This is a genomic window from Streptomyces koelreuteriae (genome assembly GCF_018604545.1).
Classification (GTDB): domain Bacteria; phylum Actinomycetota; class Actinomycetes; order Streptomycetales; family Streptomycetaceae; genus Streptomyces; species Streptomyces koelreuteriae.
The window spans coordinates 1,946,839-1,964,560 of the sequence record NZ_CP075896.1; the positions used below are offsets into that span (position 1 = coordinate 1,946,839).

13 protein-coding genes are annotated in these 17,722 nt (G+C 70.9%); 5 read left to right on the forward strand and 8 right to left on the reverse strand.

Annotated features, from left to right (window positions below; translation table 11 throughout):
* Window positions 1-32: 32 nt before the first annotated feature.
* Complete coding sequence (locus tag KJK29_RS08545) at window positions 33-1,214, reverse strand: citrate synthase/methylcitrate synthase (RefSeq protein WP_215118108.1); 1,182 nt, start codon at window positions 1,212-1,214, stop codon at window positions 33-35.
* A gap of 110 nt (window positions 1,215-1,324) precedes the next feature.
* Between KJK29_RS08545 and KJK29_RS08550 the strand changes: the two genes are divergently transcribed.
* The 4 genes from KJK29_RS08550 to KJK29_RS08565 all read left to right on the forward strand — a co-directional run bounded on the left by KJK29_RS08550 (window position 1,325) and on the right by KJK29_RS08565 (window position 6,068).
* Window positions 1,325-2,581 (forward strand): citrate synthase, encoded by a 1,257-nt coding sequence (locus KJK29_RS08550; RefSeq protein ID WP_215118109.1) that lies wholly within the window; start codon window positions 1,325-1,327, stop codon window positions 2,579-2,581.
* A 53-nt stretch (window positions 2,582-2,634) separates the two neighbouring features.
* Complete coding sequence (locus KJK29_RS08555; protein WP_215118110.1) at window positions 2,635-3,579, forward strand: sucrase ferredoxin; 945 nt, start codon at window positions 2,635-2,637, stop codon at window positions 3,577-3,579.
* Between the two features lie 138 nt (window positions 3,580-3,717).
* Window positions 3,718-5,388, forward strand: coding sequence for an ATP-binding protein (locus KJK29_RS08560; protein ID WP_215118111.1), 1,671 nt, complete (start codon window positions 3,718-3,720; stop codon window positions 5,386-5,388).
* Window positions 5,388-6,068: a response regulator gene (locus KJK29_RS08565; RefSeq protein WP_215118112.1), complete on the forward strand. Its 681-nt coding sequence runs from the start codon at window positions 5,388-5,390 to the stop codon at window positions 6,066-6,068. The genes KJK29_RS08560 and KJK29_RS08565 overlap by 1 nt, the downstream gene beginning before the upstream one ends.
* 31 nt (window positions 6,069-6,099) lie before the next feature.
* On the opposite strand, the gene KJK29_RS08570 is transcribed toward KJK29_RS08565, so the two are convergent.
* The 3 genes from KJK29_RS08570 to KJK29_RS08580 all read right to left on the reverse strand — a co-directional run bounded on the left by KJK29_RS08570 (window position 6,100) and on the right by KJK29_RS08580 (window position 10,530).
* Entirely contained in the window at window positions 6,100-7,692 is a 1,593-nt protein-coding gene (locus KJK29_RS08570; protein ID WP_215118113.1) for a solute symporter family protein, read from the reverse strand.
* Window positions 7,689-8,249 (reverse strand): DUF485 domain-containing protein, encoded by a 561-nt coding sequence (locus tag KJK29_RS08575; RefSeq protein WP_215118114.1) that lies wholly within the window; start codon window positions 8,247-8,249, stop codon window positions 7,689-7,691. The genes KJK29_RS08570 and KJK29_RS08575 overlap by 4 nt, the downstream gene beginning before the upstream one ends.
* A 157-nt stretch (window positions 8,250-8,406) precedes the next feature.
* Window positions 8,407-10,530, reverse strand: a complete 2,124-nt coding sequence (locus tag KJK29_RS08580) for a DNA gyrase/topoisomerase IV subunit B (protein ID WP_215118115.1) — start codon at window positions 10,528-10,530, stop codon at window positions 8,407-8,409.
* Window positions 10,531-10,970: 440 nt separating this feature from the next.
* Here KJK29_RS08580 and KJK29_RS08585 point away from each other — a divergent pair, with 440 nt between their 5' ends.
* A complete protein-coding gene (locus KJK29_RS08585; protein ID WP_215118116.1) occupies window positions 10,971-11,201 on the forward strand; it encodes a DUF7455 domain-containing protein in 231 nt (76 codons plus the stop codon).
* A gap of 145 nt (window positions 11,202-11,346) precedes the next feature.
* Here the strand turns inward: KJK29_RS08585 and KJK29_RS08590 are convergent, their stop codons facing one another.
* The 4 genes from KJK29_RS08590 to KJK29_RS08605 form a co-directional block, all read right to left on the reverse strand.
* Window positions 11,347-12,183 (reverse strand): S1 family serine peptidase, encoded by an 837-nt coding sequence (locus KJK29_RS08590; protein ID WP_215118117.1) that lies wholly within the window; start codon window positions 12,181-12,183, stop codon window positions 11,347-11,349.
* Between the two features lie 148 nt (window positions 12,184-12,331).
* Window positions 12,332-13,873: an RNA polymerase sigma factor gene (locus KJK29_RS08595; protein WP_215118118.1), complete on the reverse strand. Its 1,542-nt coding sequence runs from the start codon at window positions 13,871-13,873 to the stop codon at window positions 12,332-12,334.
* Window positions 13,874-14,299: 426 nt separating this feature from the next.
* Window positions 14,300-15,187: a FadR/GntR family transcriptional regulator gene (locus KJK29_RS08600; protein ID WP_215118119.1), complete on the reverse strand. Its 888-nt coding sequence runs from the start codon at window positions 15,185-15,187 to the stop codon at window positions 14,300-14,302.
* Window positions 15,188-15,348: 161 nt separating this feature from the next.
* Window positions 15,349-17,667, reverse strand: a complete 2,319-nt coding sequence (locus tag KJK29_RS08605; RefSeq protein ID WP_215118120.1) for an ABC transporter ATP-binding protein — start codon at window positions 17,665-17,667, stop codon at window positions 15,349-15,351.
* Between the last annotated feature and the right edge of the window lie 55 nt (window positions 17,668-17,722).

A 17,722-nucleotide genomic window follows, 5' to 3' on the forward strand; every position in this document is an offset into this window, starting at 1 on the left:
ATCATCGGCCCGTTTAGGACAGTTGTGACTGTTTATGCAGTCGGCGCCGACGACACGATCGGCACCGACTCGGGCGCCGGCGGCCCCACATACCGCGCCACCGGCCTGATGATCTTCGTGTCCTCCGCCTGTTCCAGGATGTTGGCGCTCCAGCCCACCGCTCGCGCCGCGGCGAAGGTCGGGGTGAACATCTCCCGGGGCAGACCGCACAGTTCCATGACCACGCCCGCGTAGTACTCGACGTTGGTGTGGAGCTCCCGGCCGGGTTTCAGCTCCGCCAGGATCGCCTCGACGTGGCGCTCGACCTCCACGGCGAAGTCCACGCGCGGCCCGCCGAACGCCTGGGCGACCTCGCGCAGCATCCGGGACCGCGGGTCCTCCGTGCGGTAGATCGCATGGCCGAAGCCCATGATGCGATCCCCGGCGAGCACCCTCTGACGCACCCAGGAGTCGATCCGGTCCGGGGTGCCGATCGCATCCAGGGTGTCCAGCGCGCGGCTGGGCGCACCTCCGTGCAGCGGCCCGGACAGCGCCGCCACCGCGCCGGCGAGGCACGCCGCCACATCCGCGCCGGTCGACGCGATGACCCGGGCCGTGAAGGTTGACGCATTGAATCCGTGATCAATGGTTGAGATCAGGTATTGCTCGATCGCGCGTGCGTGCTGCTCGGTCGGCACCGACCCGGTCAGCATGTAGAGGTAGTTCGCCGCGTACGACAGGTCCTCGCGCGGCTCCACGGGCTCGAGCCCCTGCCCCAGCCGGTGCAGCGCGGTGAGCAGCGTGGGTACGGCGGCGGCCGCCTCGAGCGTGTTCCGCAGGCGCTGCCCGGCGTCGACGTCGTACACAGGACGGAACCCCTTTGCCGCCCCCAGCAGCGACAGCGCCGTACGCATCCCGGCGAGCGGGCCTGAGCGCCCGCCGGCCGCCGCTATGGCCGGCAGGGCGGCTCGCACCTCGTCGGGGAGCCGGCGCAGCGCGGCGGTCTCGGCCGCGAAGGCCGCACCGCTCCCGGCGTCCGGCAGTTCGCCGTGCACGAGCAGGTGCCAGACGTCCTCGAAGCCGCGGGTCCGCGCGAGGTCGACGGCCGAGTACTGCCGGTAGTGGTAGAAGCCCTCGAGACCACGGACGTCCCCGATCCGGGTGTCGGTGACGACGACCCCGGCGAGCCCCCGCGGCACGTCGAGAAGAGCGGGTGCGGACCTGTTGACTGACATGTCTTCCTCCCTGGACTTGATTCGACTGTCCATGATTGACTCAAGACGTGTCAATATTGATTCAATCAATACATCAATCAATAGGCCGCTAGGCGGATACGGTGACCCCCATGCGCGATCAAGAGCCCGCCCCCCGCGACGCGGACCGGCGGTTGAGCACCAAGGAGGCCGCCGAGCTGCTCGGTGTGAAGCCGGAGACCGTGTACGCGTACGTCAGCCGCGGTCAGCTCAGCAGCCGGCGGGTGACCGGCGGCCGGGGCAGCACCTTCGACGCCGGGGAGGTCGAGGCGCTCGCCCGGCGCAACAGGCGGGAGGGCGCGGGAAGTTCCGGATCCGGCGGCGAGCTGTCCGTGCGGACGCGCATCACGCTCATCGAGAGCGACCGCTACTCCTTCCGCGGTGTCGACGCGGTGGACCTGGCCGCACGGCACACCTACGAGGAGGTCGCCGAGTGGCTGTGGACCGGCCGGATGCACCGGGGAGGCACATTCACCGCGCCTCCCGCCTCCGTCGCCGTGGCCCGCCGTGCCGTCGACGCGCTGCCCGAACACGCCGCGCCCACCGATCTGCTGCGCGTCGCGACGATCGCCGCCGCGACCGCCGACCCGCTGCGGTTCGACCTGTCCGAGGAAGCCGTGCTCGGCACGGCGCGCACGCTCATTCCCACGCTCGTCGCCGCGCTGCCGCACGTGCGGCACGACCGTCGCGACGAAGGCCCCCTGGCCCACCGCCTGTGGACCCGGCTGACCGGGCAGGACGCCGACGAGGCGTCCCTGCGCGCCCTGGACGCCGCTCTCGCCCTCCTCGTCGACCATGATCTGGCCGCCTCGACACTCGCCGTGCGCGTCGCCGCGTCGGCCCGTGCCCACGCCTACGCGGCGGTCTCCGCGGGGCTGGGCGTGATCGAGGGCCCGCTGCACGGCGCGGCCAGCGGACTCGCCCACCGGCTGCTCCTCGATGTGCTCGACCAGGGCGACGCGGCGCCCGTGATCGCGGACGAACTGCGCGCCGGCCGCCGTATCCCGGGACTCGGCCACCGGCTCTACCCCGGCGAGGACCCACGCGCGCGTGCCCTGTTCACCTACCTGGAACAGATCCCGCGCGCGGAGCCCGCCCTGCTCGCGGCCCGCGACATCGTCGAGACCACCGCCCGTCACGCCCCGCTGCACGCCAACGTCGACCTGGCGCTCGCCGTGCTGACCGCGTCCTGCGGCATGCCCTCGACGGCCGGCGAGACGATCTTCGCCGTCGCGCGGACAGCGGGCTGGATCGCTCACGCCCTGGAGGAGTACGGCGAACGCCCCCTGCGGATGCGCCCGAGCGGTCTCTACGCGGGTCCGAAGCCGCCGCAGCCACTGCCGGAGTAGGGCAGGGCGGGCCCGGCCGTCGCCGCGCGCCAACTCAGGTTAGGCTCACCTGTGTGAGTACGTGCACGAGCGTCTCCCGGGACTTCGACGAGCCCGTTTCGGCAACCGCCGCCACCGCGAGGACCTGGCTGTTGCTGGAACAGCCCGGTCCGTGGGGTGCCAAGGCGCTCACCTCGAGCCACCTGGACCCCGCATTGGGCCGTGCCCTGGAGGCGGCCGCGAAGGACACAGGGGTACGGATCGTGCTGATCCGCCGCCCCGGGCGCCACGCGGACCGCCGTATGCCCGCCTCGCGCCGGGTGTACGCGGCCCACACCGTGCCGGGAAACGTGTGGCTGCACGAAGCTACGACCTCGGAGCCCGAGCGGCTGCTCGATCTCGACTTCGCCGCGCTCGGCCGGGGCGAGCACCACACGTTCGAGGCGGTGCTCGGCGGCCGGCCCCACGACGGTGATCCGCTCGCCCTCGTCTGCACCAACGGCAAGCGGGACCGCTGCTGCGCCCTCCTGGGCCGGCCCCTCGCGGCCGAACTCGCCACGTCGGGCGTCGAGGGCGTCTGGGAGGTCACTCATCTGGGTGGTCACCGCTTCTCCCCGACCGTGCTCGTGCTGCCGTACGGATACGCGTACGGCCGGGCCGAGGCCCACACCCTCAAGGAGGTCCTGCACGGCGCCGGGGAGGGGCGGATCGTCGTGGAGGGCTGCCGGGGCCGCTCGGCCTGGGAACGGCCCGGTCAGGCGGCCGAGCTCGCCGTGCGTACCCGGACCGGCGAGTACGCCGCGGAGGCGCTGAGCGTCGTACGGACGTCGGGCGCGGCCCCGCGCTGGGAGGTGACCGTCGCCCACACCGACGGGCGCCGCTGGCAGGTCGAGGTGGCCCAGGGTGCGGCCCTGCCGCCCCGCCCGGAGAGCTGCGGGGCGTCCGTCCTCGGTTCGCCCGCGCGGATGGACGTCGTGGCGGTGCGCGAGCTGAGGATGACGACGGCACTGGCGAGCTGACCGGTCGGCGCCATGGCGCCTCCGCCCCCGTCAACCATTGATGCCGCCTTCGCCCGGCGTCGTCTTCGCAAGCATTGATCAAGAGATCCACGCCACACCCGTTACGGCAGGTAGCCGGCCGCACGTACCGTCTTGGGTATGAGCCCCACTCCCCCCGCACGCCGCCTGCGCCTCGGCCTCCCGCGGCGGGTGTTCTCGCAGGTGCTGCTGATGCAGGTGGCGATCGCCGCGGGAGTCGCGGTCCTCGCGACCGGGCTGTTCCTCGCGCCGCTGAGCAACCAGCTGGACGACCAGGCGATGCGCCGCGCGCTCGCGATCGCGCAGACGACGGCCCAGCAGCCGGATCTCGCTCAGGACCTGAGGGACACCCCGCCCTCTCCGAACGGTCCGGTGCAGCGGGAGGCGGAGCGGATCCGCAAGGCCACCCAGGCCGAGTACATCGTGGTGATGGACTGGCGCGGGGTGCGCTGGTCGCACACCGACAAGAAGCAGATCGGCGGCATCGTCTCGACCGACCCCGGCCAGGCCCTGGCCGGCAAGGAGGTCATGGAGATCGACAGCGGCACCCTGGGCCGCTCCGCCCGGGGCAAGGTGCCGCTGCGCGACAGCGACGGCTCCGTCGTCGGTGCCGTCTCGGTCGGCATCGCCTACGACAGCGTCCGGGCCCGGCTGATCCACGCGATCCCGGGGCTGTTCGCGTACGCCGGCGGCGCCTTGGCCGTCGGTGCGCTGGCCGCGTGGCTCATCTCCCGGCGGGTCCACCGGCAGACCCGGGACCTGGCCTTCTCCGACATCGCGGCGCTCCTGTCGGAGCGCGAGGCGATGCTGCACGGCATCAGGGAGGGCGTCGTCGCCCTGGACCGCACCGGCCGCATCCGTCTCCTCAACGACGAGGCGCAGCGCCTGCTGAGCATCGACGACGCGGCGGTGGGCAGCTCCCCCGACGAGGCGCTGGGCGCGGGCCGCACGGCCGATGTGCTGGCCGGGCGCGTGACCGGCACGGACCTGCTCACCGTGCGCGGTCAGCGGGTGCTGGTCGCCAACCGCATGCCCACCGACGACGGCGGCGCGGTGGCCACCCTGCGCGACCGCACCGAGCTGGAGCAGCTGGGCCGCGAACTCGACTCCACCCGTGGTCTGATCGACGCCCTGCGCGCCCAGGACCACGAACACGCCAACCGTATGCACACGCTCCTGGGGCTGCTGGAACTCGAGATGTACGACGACGCCGTCGAGTTCGTCGGCGAAGTGGTCGGCGACCACCGGGCCACCGCGGAGCAGGTCACCGAGCGGATCGAGGACCCGCTGCTCGCCGCCCTGCTCGTAGGCAAGGCGACCGTCGCCGCCGAGCGGGGCGTCGCCCTGGGGGTCTCGGACCGGACCCGGCTGCCCGACCGGCTGATCGACCCCCAGGGGCTCGTGACCGTCGTCGGCAACCTGGTGGACAACGCCCTCGACGCCGTGGCGGGCAAGCCGCACGCGCGCGTGGAGGTCGAACTGCGCGCCGAGGGGCGTACGGCGATCCTCCGGGTGCGTGACACGGGCCCGGGAATCCCGCCGGAGCAGCGTGAGTTGATCTTCACCGCGGGATGGTCCACGAAGAAGCCGCCGGCCCACCGCGAGCGGGGCATCGGCCTCTCCCTGGTGCGCAGGCTCGCCGAACGGCAGGGGGGCAGCGCGACCGTCGACGAGGCCTACGGCGGGGGCGCGGAGTTCACCGTCGTCCTGCCCGATGCCCTCACCGAGCCGGGCCCCGAACCGGCCCTGACCGCGCCGTCAGCTCCGCAGACCGCCAAGAAGGAGTCCTGATGATCGAGGTCCTGGTCGTGGACGACGACACCAGAGTCGCGCGGGTCAACGCCGCCTACGTCGAGAAGGTGCCGGGCTTCCATGTCGCCGGCGAGGCCCACAGCGCGGCCGAGGCGCTGCTCCAGCTGGAGGCGCTGCCCCGGCTGGACCTGGTGCTCCTGGACCACTACCTGCCCGACGAGACGGGGCTGGCGGTCGTCCAGGAGATGCGGCGGCGCGGCCACCAGACCGACGTGATCATGGTGACGGCCGCCCGGGACGTGTCCACCGTGCAGGCGGCGATGCGGCAGGGCGCGCTGCAGTACCTGGTCAAGCCGTTCGCCTTCGCCGGCCTGCGCGCCAAGCTGGAGGCGTACGCGGAGCTGCGCCGCACCCTCGACGGCGGCGGGGAGGCCGAACAGGCCGAGGTGGACCGTATCTTCGGGGCGCTGTCGACCCCGTCGGAGCCCGATCTGCCCAAGGGGCACTCCCCCACCACGGCGGAGTTGGTCCGTCAGTCCCTGATGCACGCGGACGGGCCCCTGTCCGCCCAGGAGATCGCCGATCGCACCGGGGTGAGCCGTCAGACCGCCCAGCGCTATCTGAAGCTCCTGGAGCGCACGGGACGGGCCAGGCTGACCCTCAAGTACGGGGACGCGGGCCGCCCGGAACACCGTTACGTGTGGGCGACCCGCGCCTAGCCGACAACGGCCTCGCGGGAAGGCGGCTGTCCTACGCCGCTCCCGCCCCGGTCAGCGACCGCACCTCGGTCTCCGCGTGCTTGGCCTCGTCCGGTACGTCCGCCGAGGTGACCGTGCCCAGCCAGCCCGCGAGGAAGCCCAGCGGGATCGAGACCAGGCCCGGGTTCTGCAGTGGGAAGTACTGGAGGTCGATGCCCGGGAACAGCGAGTCCGGGCTGCCGGAGACCACGGGTGACAGCACGACGAGCACGACGGCCGGCACGAGACCGCCGTAGACGGCCCATACGGCGCCGCGTGTCGTGAAGCCGCGCCAGAACAGGGAGTAGAGCAGCACCGGGAGGTTCGCCGACGCGGCGACGGCGAAGGCGAGACCGACCAGGAACGCCACGTTGAGGTCCTGCGCCAGCAGACCGAGCGCGATCGCCACCACGCCCACTCCGACGGCCGCGACACGGGCCACCGCGACCTCGCTGCGCGGCTTGCCGCCACGGCGCCGCAGGGACGCGTACAGGTCGTGGGCCACCGAGGCCGAGGACGCGAGCGTGATCCCGGCGACCACGGCGAGGATGGTGGCGAACGCGACCGCGGCGACGATCGCGAAGAGCACCGTGCCGCCCGTGGATCCGGCACCGCCGCCCAGATCGAGCGCCAGCAGCGGAACCGCCGTGTTCCCGGACGCGTTCGACCCGCGGACGGCGTCCGGCCCCACGATGGCGGCGGCGCCGAAGCCGAGCACGATCGTCATCAGGTAGAAGCCGCCGATGAGTCCGACGGCCCAGACGACCGAGCGGCGTGCGGCGCGCGCGGTGGGCACCGTGTAGAAGCGGGACAGGATGTGCGGCAGCCCGGCCGTGCCCAGCACGAGGGCCAGTCCCAGGCTGATGAAGTCGAAGCGAGCGGTCCAGTCCCCGCCGTACTTCAGGCCTGGCGCCAGGAACTCCGCCCCGTGACCGCTGCGCTCGGCCGCCGTGAGCAGCAGCCGGTCCAGATCGCCGTGGAAGCGCATCAGGACGAGCACGGTCAGCAGGACGGTGCCGCCGAGCAGCAGAACCGCCTTGACGATCTGGATCCATGTGGTCGCCCGCATCCCTCCCAACGACACATAGATCACCATGAGCGCCCCGACACCGATGACGGTCCAGGACCGCGCCGCCTCGCTCGTACCTCCCAGCAGCAGCGCCACCAGGCTGCCGGCGCCGACCATCTGCGCCACCAGATACAGAACGGACACGGTGACCGAGGAGGTTCCCGCCGCGATCCGTACCGGCCGCTCCCTCATCCGGGCCGCCACGACGTCGGCGAGCGTGAACCGGCCGCAGTTGCGGACCAGTTCGGCGACGAGGAACAGCACCACGAGCCAGGCCACGAGGAACCCGACGACATAGAGCAGCCCGTCGTAGCCGAACAGCGCGATCAGCCCGGTGACGCCCAGGAAGGAGGCCGCCGACATGTAGTCACCGGCGAGGGCAAAACCATTCTCCATGGGTGAGAAGAGCCGCCCGCCCGCGTAGAACTCCTCCGCCGAGCCACGCCGTTTACGGCTCACCCAGGTCGTGATCGCCAGCGTGACGGCGACGAACGCGCTGAACAGCAGCAGCGCCAGGGTCTGGTGCTCCCCGGTCACGAGACACCGCCGTTCGCGCCGCGCGTCAGTTCCTGTGTATCCCAGCGCAGTTCGAGCGCGGCCCGGTCCCTGCGCAGCCGCGCGTGCCGGGCGTATGCCCAGGTGAGCAGGAAGGTGGTCAGGAACTGCCCGAGTCCCACGGCCATCGCCACGTTCACCGCTCCCGCCACGGGCCGGGCCATCAGCTCCGGCGCGGTCGTGGCGGCCACGACATAGCCCACGTACCAGGCGAAGAAGGCCGCGAAGGCCGGCACCACGAACCTGCGGTACCGCCGCCGCACCTCCTGAAAGGCGGCGCTGCGCTGCACCTCCAGGTACACCTCGGCCGGCGCGGCCCCGCTCTCGCCCTCCCGTCGCGCCGACGGCACCACCGCCGGAGCGGGCTCCCCGGCACCGGCCGATTCGCCCCAGCCGGAGGCGAGGGCGTCGTACCAGGGGTCGTCGTACCTGAGGTGCCCGGCCTGCTCGACCGGGTCCGGGTCATGAGCGTCGAGAGTCTCGACCCAGCTGTCCTGCCCCGCCCCGCTGTCACGGGGACGGTCCTTGCTTGGCTGCATGCCCAAGGATGGACAGAACGGGAAGATCCCCGACTCTTCTTCCCCTCCCGCTTCACCCCTTCAGGTGACTCAACCCGCTGGTGGCCGCACCAGACCCTGCCTCTTGGCGTAACGCACCGCCCGGGCAGGGCCCTTGGCCTCCGTCTCGGCCCAGCGGCTACGCGTCGATCCTCGACCGGTCCAGCGTCGCCGCCGAGTTGGAGATGAACTCCTTGCGCGGTGCCACGTCGTTGCCCATCAGCAGATCGAAGACCTGCTCGGCCGACTCCAGGTCGGTGAGGTTGATGCGGCGCAGCGTGCGGTGACGCGGGTCCATGGTCGTCTCGGCCAGCTGGTCGGCGTCCATCTCGCCGAGACCCTTGTAGCGCTGGATCGAGTCCTTGTAGCGGATGCCCTTGCTCTGGAACTCCATGAGCTTGTCGCGCAGTTCCCGGTCCGAGTACGTGTAGACGTACTTGTCCTGGCCCTTCTTCGGCTGGACGATCTCGACGCGGTGCAGCGGCGGCACCGCCGCGAAGACCCGGCCGGCCTCGACCATGGGCCGCATGTAGCGGTGGAACAGGGTCAGGAGCAGGGTGCGGATGTGCGAGCCGTCGACGTCGGCGTCGGTCATCATGATGATCTTGCCGTAGCGAGCCGTGTCGATGTCGAACGTCCGGCCCGATCCGGCTCCTATGACCTGGATGATCGCACCGCACTCGGCGTTCTTCAGCATGTCCGTCACGGACGACTTCTGGACGTTGAGGATCTTGCCCCGGATCGGCAGCAGCGCCTGGAACTCGGAGTTCCGGGCGAGCTTCGCCGTACCGAGCGCGGAGTCGCCCTCGACGATGAACAGTTCACTGCGGTCGACGTCGTCGCTGCGGCAGTCGGCGAGCTTGGCCGGCAACGAGGACGACTCCAGGGCCGTCTTACGGCGTTGCGCGTCCTTGTGCTGGCGGGCCGCGATGCGCGTGCGGGCGGCGGCGACGGCCTTCTCCATGACGACCCGGGCCTGGGCCGCGGCGTCTCGCTTCGTGGACGTCAGGAACGCCTTGAGCTCCTTGGAGATCACGGTGTTCACGATGCGCCGGGCCGCCGAGGTGCCGAGGACCTCCTTGGTCTGGCCCTCGAACTGTGGCTCGGCGAGGCGGACGGTGACGACCGCGGTGAGGCCCTCCAGGGCGTCGTCCTTGACGATGTCGTCCTCGGCGACGCGCAGGAGCTTCTTGGTGCGCAGCACCTCGTTCATCGTCTTGGCGACGGCCTGCTCGAACCCGGCGACGTGCGTACCGCCCTTGGGGGTGGCGATGATGTTCACGAACGACTTGAGCGTCGTGTCGTATCCCGTGCCCCAGCGCATCGCGACGTCGACGGCGAGTTCGCGGGTGACCTCGGTGGGCGTCATCTGGCCGTGGTCGTCCAGGACGGGGACCGTCTCCTTGAAGGTGCCCTGTCCGGAGAAGCGGAGGACGTCGCAGACCGGCTTGTCGTTCGCCAGGTACTCGCAGAACTCGCTGATTCCGCCGTCGAAGCGGAAGGACTCCTCGCCCTTGCTGCCGCCCTCGCCGAGCCCGTACTCGTCGCGTACGACGATGGTCAGGCCGGGCACCAGGAACGCGGTCTGGCGGGCGCGCTGGTGCAGCGTCTCCAGGGCGAGCTTGGCGTCCTTGAGGAAGATCTGGCGGTCGGCCCAGTACCGCACGCGCGTGCCGGTGCGGCTCTTGGGGATCTTCTTGGCCTTGCGCAGCCCGCCCTTGGCCTCGAACTTGGCGTCCGGGCCGTTCCCGGTGAAGGCGCCCGGGACGCCGCGCCGGAAGCTGATGGCGTGCGTGTGCCCGCCGCGGTCCACCTCGATGTCCAGGCGGGCGGAGAGGGCATTCACCACGGAGGCGCCGACGCCGTGCAGGCCGCCGGAGGCGGCGTACGAGCCGCCGCCGAACTTGCCGCCGGCGTGCAGCTTGGTCATGACGACCTCGACACCGGAGAGGCCGGTCTTGGGTTCGACGTCGACCGGGATGCCCCGGCCGTTGTCCCGGACCTCTACGGATCCGTCGTCCTGGAGGATGACCTCGATGTGGTCGCAGTAGTCGCCCAGGGCCTCGTCGACGGAGTTGTCGATGATCTCCCAGAGGCAGTGCATGAGACCGCGACTGTCGGTCGACCCGATATACATGCCCGGGCGCTTGCGCACGGCTTCGAGCCCCTCAAGGACGAGCAGGTGCCGCGCGGTGTAGTTGGATCCGTCCCGGTCTGCTCCTGCCAGCAGAGCTGTGGACGGCACGGACGATTCGGCGGTCACGCGGTTCGCTCCTCGCTGAATTTCAGATGGGGCCCTTGTGGGTAAGGGCGCGGCTTCAGTCACCGGTGAGAGGGTACCGAGGCCTGGTAGAGCCGTTGTAACGCCACCCTCGTCAGAGACTCAGACTAGTCCAGGCTCGCATGTGTGTTCGATCCCTCGATGGAGTGAAGTACACATCACGTTCCCTTCCAGGCATGAACCATTTAGGCTCCGGGCACGTCCTCATGAACAACCGGCAACCCAGCCGGGAGGACCGACCACCGATACAACGCGAAGCCCCGTAAGCACATAGACACGCAATACGGCACATTCGCCGCCAACCGGCAGCAGACAGCCGCCTCGCAAGATTTTTTCGAGGAAAAGCCACGAGCGGGAACGTTTTATGGCTGGTTGGATGTTGACCCTGGTACGACAGCTCGTCGAGCTAGAGAAGAGGCGACGTGACTACTGTTCTGACCCCCGCGAGCCACCTGACGGCCGCTGATCGCTGCGACCGCTGCGGCGCCCAGGCGTACCTGCGCGTCGTGCTGCTCAGCGGCGGAGAACTGCTCTTCTGCGCCCACCACGGCCGCAAGTTCGAGCCGGAACTCAAGAAGATCGCCGCTGAGATACAGGACGAGACGGAGCGGCTCACGACCGTTCCCGCGACCGCCTCCGAAGAAGAGCGCTGACACCTCGCGTCCGACGACGAGCCAGCACGGCACAGGCCGGTGAACGGGCGGCTGCCTCTGAAGAGCAGAGGCAGCCGCCCGTCCTCGTCCCCACAAGCCCGCCCAGGCTCCGCCGGACGCCCTCCGAGTCCCCTTCCGGGTCCTCTCACCCCCGTGACCAGCCGAGCGTCCGCATGATCTCGGACACACGCATGTACACCCCCGGACTGCCGGCCCGCCCGCAGCCGATCCCCCAGGACACCAGCCCGATCACCCGCCCCCGGGCCACCAGCGGCCCCCCGCTGTCTCCCTGGCAGGCGTCCCGGCCTCCCTCCCTCTCCCCCGCGCACAGCATGCTCTCCGCTTCGTACGTGCCGTCGGATCCGCCCGGATAGGCGTCCTCGCACAGCTCGTCGGAGAACACACGCACACGCGCGGCGCGCAGACTGTTCGGGTACTCACCGGCGCCGGAGGTGTCGCCCCACCCGTACACCGTCGCAACACCGCCCACCGCGTACGCGGGATCACCGTCGGCCGCCATACCGATGACCGAGCCGACGGGCAGAGGTTCGGCCAGAGTGAGTACGGCGTAGTCCCCGAAGTTGCTGACACCGTCGTACGCCGGGTTCACCCAGGACCGCCGCACGGCGATCTCCCGGCCGCTGCGGTCCGAGACCAGGTCCGTGCGCCCTGCTATGACCTTGAGGTCACGTACGCGCTCCGGGGCCACGCCCAAGACCTCCTTGTCCAGGCAGTGGGCCGCGGTGAGCACCGTGCTGCGGCCGACGGCCACCCCGCCGCAGAACTGCCCCGCACGCGTACCTCCGAACCGGTCACGGCTGGACAGGGCGACCGTCCACGGGCTCTCGGACACATCGACGGGGAATCCGCCTATGACCACGCTGTCGGCGGCCACAGGGGCGCTGGAGGCCACTGATATGGCGGATGCCGCGGCCGCCAGGACCAGCGGTCGGGCCAGGGCCCGGGCAAGGCGACGACGCATACGCACTCCTCACTCCGTGGTGTTCACTGAACACCCAGAGTGATTCACCCGGCGCCGCGCCGCACCCTCGGGATGACGCGGAGACAGGGCACGGCGAAGGCCCGGTCCCCCTGAGGGAACCGGGCCTTCCGCGTCGTACGACCGGCGACTAGTCGAGGTAGTCGCGCAGCACCTGCGAACGGGACGGGTGGCGCAGCTTCGACATGGTCTTGGACTCGATCTGGCGGATCCGCTCGCGCGTGACGCCGTAGACCTTGCCGATCTCGTCGAGGGTCTTCGGCTGACCGTCGGTGAGACCGAAGCGCATGGAGACGACGCCCGCCTCGCGCTCGGACAGGGTGTCCAGGACGGAGTGCAGCTGCTCCTGGAGGAGGGTGAAGCTGACCGCGTCGGCCGGGACGACCGCCTCGGAGTCCTCGATGAGGTCACCGAACTCGCTGTCGCCGTCCTCGCCCAGCGGGGTGTGCAGCGAGATGGGCTCGCGGCCGTACTTCTGGACCTCGATGACCTTCTCGGGGGTCATGTCGAGTTCCTTGGCCAGCTCCTCCGGGGTGGGCTCGCGGCCCAGGTCCTGGAGCATCTGGCGCTGCACGCGCGCGAGCTTGTTGATGACCTCGACCATGTGCACCGGGATACGGATGGTGCGGGCCTGGTCGGCCATGGCGCGGGTGATCGCCTGACGGATCCACCAGGTGGCGTACGTGGAGAACTTGTAGCCCTTGGTGTAGTCGAACTTCTCGACCGCGCGGATCAGACCGAGGTTGCCCTCCTGGATGAGGTCCAGGAAGAGCATGCCGCGGCCGGTGTAGCGCTTGGCCAGGGAGACCACCAGACGGAGGTTGGCCTCCAGGAGGTGGTTCTTGGCGCGGCGGCCGTCCTCGGCGATGATCTCCAGCTCACGCTTGAGCTTGGGGGCGAGCTTGTCGGCGTTGGCCAGCTTGTCCTCGGCGAACAGACCGGCCTCGATGCGCTTGGCGAGCTCGACCTCCTGCTCGGCGTTGAGCAGCGGGACCTTGCCGATCTGCTTGAGGTAGTCCTTGACCGGGTCGGCGGTGGCGCCGGCGGCGGCGACCTGCTGGGCGGGCGCGTCGTCCTCGTCCTCGTCGGACAGGACGAAGCCCGCGTTCTCCGGCGTGCTCTCGGGCTCCTCGCCGGGCTTGCCGGGGGCTGCTTCCTCGAGCACCTCCTCTTCGAGGAGCTCGGCGTCGTCCTTCTTGGCGCTGGTCTTCTTGGCCGCCGTCTTCTTGGCGACGGTCTTCTTCGCGGCCGCCTTCTTGGCGGTCGTCTTCTTGGCGGCTGCCTTCTTGGCAGGCGCCTCTTCCTCAGCGGCGGGCTCGGCTGCGGGCGCCGCCGGCGTGGCGGTGGCGGTGGCCTTCCTGGTGGTCACCGCCTTGGCCGCGACCGTCTTGGTGGCGGTGCGCTTGGCGGGACTCTTCGCTGCGACGCTCTTTCGGGTGCGCTTGGGCTCTGCGGCACTGACCATCAGCGTCACACCCTCTTCCTCGAGGATCTGGTTGAGGCTGCGCAGTACGTTCTTCCACTGAGTGGCCGGAATCTGGTCAGCTTCGAAGGCCCGACGCACGTCATCGCCGGCGATCTGCCCCTCAGCCTTTCCCCGCTCAATGAGCGCCATGACAGAGACGGACTCGGCGATCTCCGGCGGGAGCGTACGGGATGTGCTGGCCGACACGAACAACCTCTCGGAACGTTGGAAAACGGCTTCCGGCCCCGTCCACAGTGGACAGGAGCCGACCGCCGGCTTGGGGATGGGCCGACGGCGCGGGCGGGGGCCGGGAAGATGCACAGCGCCGTGAACGGCGTCCGTATTCCCTCCGCGGCTGTCACCTCTTAGGTCATCGCGTTCTCCCCGCGAGCGTTACGCCCAATCCGCGTGGCCCGAGTCACACCCCGTAAGCGAATAAAAACGGTCAGATACGGATAGAGGCTGTCACTCCTGGACGTGACCTTACCGCCGCGACGGACGGGCGGCCCCCTTCGCGCCGTCGGACCCCGCGGGATCACGAGGATCCGGCGGGGTCCGACGGGAGGCGGTGCATGATCGGGCGCTGCCACAGGAGGGGGTGGCACACCCGGCCGCGCCGCCCGCGGAACGCGGTCAGTGCTCGCGCGGGGCGGGCACTACCCGTTCCACCTCGGGGTGGACCATGAGGAGTTGCCGCATCGCCGTCTCGGCCGCGGCTCCGTCGCCGGCGGCGAGGGCGTCACAGATGCGGCCGTGGTGCCCCAGCGACGCCTCGTTCGGCCGGTCACAGCCCGTGACCGGACCGCCTGAGACCTGGAGGGCCGCCGAGACGATCCCCGACAGGTGCTCCAGCATGCGGTTGCCCGCGACCTGGATGAGCAGCGAGTGGAACTCGGAGTCGGCGCGGGAGAACGTGAGCGCGTCACCCTGGGCCATCGCGTGCCCCATGATCTCGACCATGTCCACGAGGCGCTGCTGGACGTCCTCGCGCCCGTGGCCGGCGGCCAGGCGGGCGGCGAGCGGCTCGATCGTCCAGCGCAGCTCGCTCAGCTCGCGGCGCTGGTCGTCGCGCTGCGGCCCGAAGGCCCGCCACTCGATGATGTCCGGGTCGAGGAGGTTCCAGTCGCTGACCGGGCGCACGCGCGTGCCCACGTTCGGGCGGGCGCTCACCAGGCCCTTGGCCTCCAGGACGCGGAGCGACTCGCGGACGACGGTACGGGAGACCTCGAAGCGCTGGCCGATCTCCTCGGGCACCAGCGGGCGGTCGGCGCCCAGGTCGCCGGAGACGATCATCTGACCCAGCTGCTGGACGAGTTGGCCGTGCAGCCCGCGTCCGCGGCTGCCCGCGGCGCGTCGGCCCACACGGCCCAGCTCGGGGTCCGCGCCGTCCCAGGCAGAGGCCCCGACACGGTCGACGGCGGGCGCCTCGGCGTACGGGTAGCGGTCGAGTTCGCCCGGGCTCGTGAGGCCGGAGTCAGCGGAGCGGGCGGCGGTCATCATGGTGTGCGCAAGGGTACTCACGCATCCTTTGTCGGCGTCGTCTCCAACTCCCTTGAGGTCTTTGGTGAAAAGCACACGAAAGGGTGATCGCTCACCCCGTCGCAATTGACGCCTTATCGGAAAGAAATGGGCGTTCTGCGGGGAGTTGTGCGCATGGCTGGACGGGGGGTTACGGACAGTCGTCAGCGGAATCTGCTCCGCAGGGTGGTGAGCAGGTACGCGCAGAGCAGCGCGGCCAGCGACAACGTCATTGCGCCACCGACAGGTTGGGACAGCACTCCGAGCGCGGCTTCCAGGTAGCGCTCTCCCCCGAAGGGCCACCGCGGTACGAGGACCTCTCGCATTCGCAGAGGCAGTCCGGCCGCGGTTCGAACGGACGGTCCCTCCAGGATCTTGTGCACGACAGGTACGACGAGGAGGGGCACGGCGGCCACCGCGGCGAGGCCGGCCGTGGTGGACCGGAAGACACCGGCGGCCAGTACGCCCGCCCAGGCGCAGCCGATGACGAGACCGATCCAACTCGCACTCAGCGGCAGCCAGTCGGCGGGAACCTGGGCGAGTTCCCGTCCGTAGACGAGATAGAGCACCTCGGCGTCGCAGCCGACGGTGAGGACGGCCAGCGCCAGCGCGGCGGCCGAGGCGACGAGCAGTTTGGCGGCCAGCAGTCCCAGCCGGCGGGGCACGGTGCCGCGGTCCGCGGCCAGGGCGGGATGGCGGAACTCGTCACCGAAGGACAGCGCGCCGAGCAGTCCCGCGCCGAGCGCCGCGGGCGGCAGGGGCAGCTCCCGCGGCCAGGCGGCCAGCAGGCGCGGTTGCGGGGTGTGCCCGATGCGGGCGAGCACGACAGCGGTCACGGCGGACACGACGAGCACCACGGCCCCGGTGAGAAAGCCGGTGCCGATCCCGGCGGCACGGCGGATCTCGTATCGGAGGGGGCGGAGCGGGCTGGGAGCGGGGCGGACGGAGATGGGAGGTGGCAGAGGGGGGAGCGCGTCGAGCGTGCGGGACGCTCCGCGGGCTTCGGCAGGGTGGGGCTCGGGGCGTGAGGAGGCTGCGGCCTGGGGGTGGGGAGGGGCGGCGGGGTCGCCCAAGGGGGCGGCCGCGGGTGCGTCTGGGGAGTCGTGGGGCTCGGCGACGGGCTGTGTGGGGCCGGTGGCTGGCAGCGGATCGTCGTCGTTGGCTGGCTCTGGGGCGTCGGTGGTGGGCAACGGACCGTCGGTGGCTGGCTCCGGAGTGTCGGTGGTGGCCTGCTGATCGAGGGTGGGGCGCTGCTCAGGGGAGGGCTGCGCATGCTCGGAGGCGGGCGGCTGCTCGCCTGCGGCTGCTCGCGGCACGTCGGCGGCAGGCTTCAGCTCCAGAGTGGATTCCAGCTCGGAAGTGATGACGACGGGGTCCGGTGTGCTCGGCGTCGACGCTTCGAGGTCGGGCTCCGGCTCGACGGCCCGGGGCGGAGCGGTTGGCCAGAGGGCGTTCGTGACGTGCCTCGGCAGCGCGGGGACCCGTTCCGGTTCGGGATTGGCCCCCTCCAGCTCGACGCTGTCATGGTCCGACTCGGCGCTGTCGTGATCGACCCGGCCCTCGTCCAGGTCGCCGTGTGGCTCACCAGGCTGCGCAGCTCCCGCACCGGGGCCCATGTCACCGATCTCGTCCGCGAGTTGGTGGACGACGATGCCGTGACGGAACGCGGTCTCCCCGACGTCCGCGCAGGTACTGCCGTACACGGAGAGGCGGTTGTCGCCCTCTCGTACGACTTCGACCGAGCGCTGCGCCGTGCGGGCCTGCTTGGCAAGCAGAGCGGCCAGACGGGCCGCGTGCGGGCTGCGTACGGCCACTCGGGGACGCAGGCGGGTGCGTGAGAACTCCACGGCCTCCTGGTCGGCCACGAGCCTGCCCTGCTCCAGCGTGACGACGCGGTCGGCGGTGCGCGCGGCCTCCTTGGGGTCGGCCGTGGTGAACAGGACCGTGCCGCCGTGACCGGCGTGTGCGCGGAGCATGCCGTGCAGCCAGCCGCCCTCGCGGACGGAGAGCCCGTCGGCCGGATCGTCGAGCACAAGGGTGTGCGGGTCGGCGAGGAGGACGCAGGCCAGGCCGAGGCGGCGGTCCATGCCACGCGAGAGGGCACCGAGGCGTTCGTCGCGCAGACTCACGAGCCCGACCGCCTCGAGGACTTCGTCCGCACGCCGGACCGGAACCCCCGCGGCGGCACACAGCATGCGCAGATGGCCACGGACCGTGCGGGCCGGGTGCCCCGGAACGTCGCCGAGCAGCACGCCGACCTCACGCGAGGGATGGGCGACGCGGTGCAGGGGGCGGCCCCGGAAGTAGGTGATGCCGCGACCCTGTTGAAGCTCGAGCATGAGCCTGAGGACTGTCGTCTTGCCCGCGCCCGGGGCTCCGAGCAGCGCGGTGACGCGGCCCGCCCGCGCCTCGAAGGAGACATCGTCGGCCGCGGGCGGAAGCTCTTTGCGAGGGTTGCTGGTCAGTCCGAAGGCCTGGATCACTCGCAGCAAGATAGCGCGCTATGTCCGATTTTCCGGGCAGCGCGAGGCCGTCTCG